Origin of the sequence: Sulfitobacter sp. UBA4523 (assembly GCF_002388305.1) — a bacterium.
GTDB lineage: Bacteria > Pseudomonadota > Alphaproteobacteria > Rhodobacterales > Rhodobacteraceae > Sulfitobacter > Sulfitobacter pontiacus.
Genome location: NZ_DGMH01000024.1, coordinates 181,980 through 183,661, shown reverse-complemented (window position 1 = coordinate 183,661; position 1,682 = coordinate 181,980). Strand labels below are relative to the sequence as shown.

At 61.4% G+C, this 1,682-nt stretch carries 2 protein-coding genes; both read left to right on the top strand.

The window, feature by feature from the left end; all coding sequences use genetic code 11:
• Positions 1–578, top strand: a 578-nt coding sequence (locus B3849_RS06695) for an acetyl-CoA C-acyltransferase (RefSeq protein WP_286779934.1), incomplete at its 5' end; no start/stop codon positions are given.
• Between the two features lie 30 nt (positions 579–608).
• Positions 609–1,601, top strand: coding sequence for a 1,2-phenylacetyl-CoA epoxidase subunit PaaA (gene paaA / locus B3849_RS06690; protein ID WP_009825611.1), 993 nt, complete (start codon positions 609–611; stop codon positions 1,599–1,601).
• Positions 1,602–1,682: the final 81 nt, after the last annotated feature.

The window sequence follows — 1,682 nt, the reverse complement described above, 5'->3', positions numbered from 1 at the left end:
TCCCGCAGCGCAAGGGCGACCCGATTGTCTTTGACCGCGACGAACACCCGCGCCCCGGCACCACGATTGAAGCGCTGACCAAGCTGCGCCCGATCAACGGCCCCGACCTGACCGTGACCGCGGGCAATGCCTCTGGCGTCAACGACGGCGCGGCGGCGATGCTGATGGCCTCTGAGGCGGCGGCGTCGCAGCACGGGCTGACCCCGATTGCGCGCGTTGTCGGTATCTCTGCCGCCGGTGTTGAACCGCGCGTCATGGGCATCGGCCCTGTTCCCGCCAGCCAGAAAGTTCTGGCCCGCGCAGGTCTGACCATCGACCAGATGGATGTGATCGAACTGAACGAAGCATTCGCTTCGCAAGGGATCGCCACATTGCGCGCGCTTGGCGTGGCGGATGATGCGCCTCATGTGAATGCCAACGGCGGCGCGATTGCCATCGGTCACCCACTGGGGATGTCCGGTGCCCGTCTGGTCATGACCGCAGCCCTGCAGTTGAAACGCACAGGCGGCCGCTATGCGCTGTGCACCATGTGTGTCGGCGTCGGCCAAGGCGTCGCTATCATCCTCGAACGCGCTTAACGCAATTATCCCCCTGAAAGGATCTGAACGATGTATGCACAGATGATCAAATCCACCGGCCAAGGTGTCAAATCTCTCGAAGAGATGGATCCGCAGGAACGCGCCTTTCAGGAACGGATAAATGCGGGCGGCAAGATCGAACCGAAAGACTGGATGCCGGAGGGGTATCGCAAGAACCTGATCCGGCAGATCGGCCAGCACGCGCATTCGGAAATCGTGGGCCAGTTGCCAGAAGGCAACTGGATCACCCGTGCCCCGACGCTGGAGCGTAAGGCGATCCTGCTCGCCAAGGTGCAGGACGAGGCAGGCCACGGTCTGTATCTCTATTGTGCCGCCGAAACACTGGGGGTCAGCCGTGACCAGCTGACCCGCGACCTTCTGTCGGGCAAAATGAAATACAGCTCTATCTTCAATTATCCGACCCTGACATGGGCCGATATGGGGGCGGTAGGCTGGCTGGTCGATGGTGCAGCGATCATGAACCAAGTGCCCCTGCAACGCACATCCTACGGCCCCTATGCCCGCGCGATGGTGCGTATCTGCAAAGAAGAATCGTTCCACCAGCGCCAGGGCTACGACATCATGATGAAGATGGCGAAGGGCACAGACGCGCAGCGCAAGATGGCGCAGGACGCGCTCAACCGCTTCTGGGGGCCTGCGCTGATGATGTTTGGTCCGTCAGACGAAAACTCCGTCCATTCGGCGCAATCGATGGCGTGGAAGATCAAGATGAACTCCAACGACGAGCTGCGTCAGAAGTTTGTCGATGAATGTGTCCCGCAGGCCGAATATCTGGGCCTCACCGTTCCCGACCCCGATCTGAAGTGGAACGAGGAACGCGGGCATTACGACTTTACCCAGCCCGATTGGGACGAATTCTTTGACGTGCTCAAGGGCAATGGCCCCTGCAATACCGAACGGCTCGCCGCGCGCAACAAGGCGTGGGACGACGGCGCGTGGGTGCGGGACGGTTTGATGGCACATGCGGCGAAGAAACGCGCCGCGAAACTGGCAGCGGAGTAAGCAAGATGAGCAGCCCAGAAGCAAAACCCTACCCCGGCACCCAAGCGGTCGACCACGGCAAGGCTCGCGCCGATGAATGGC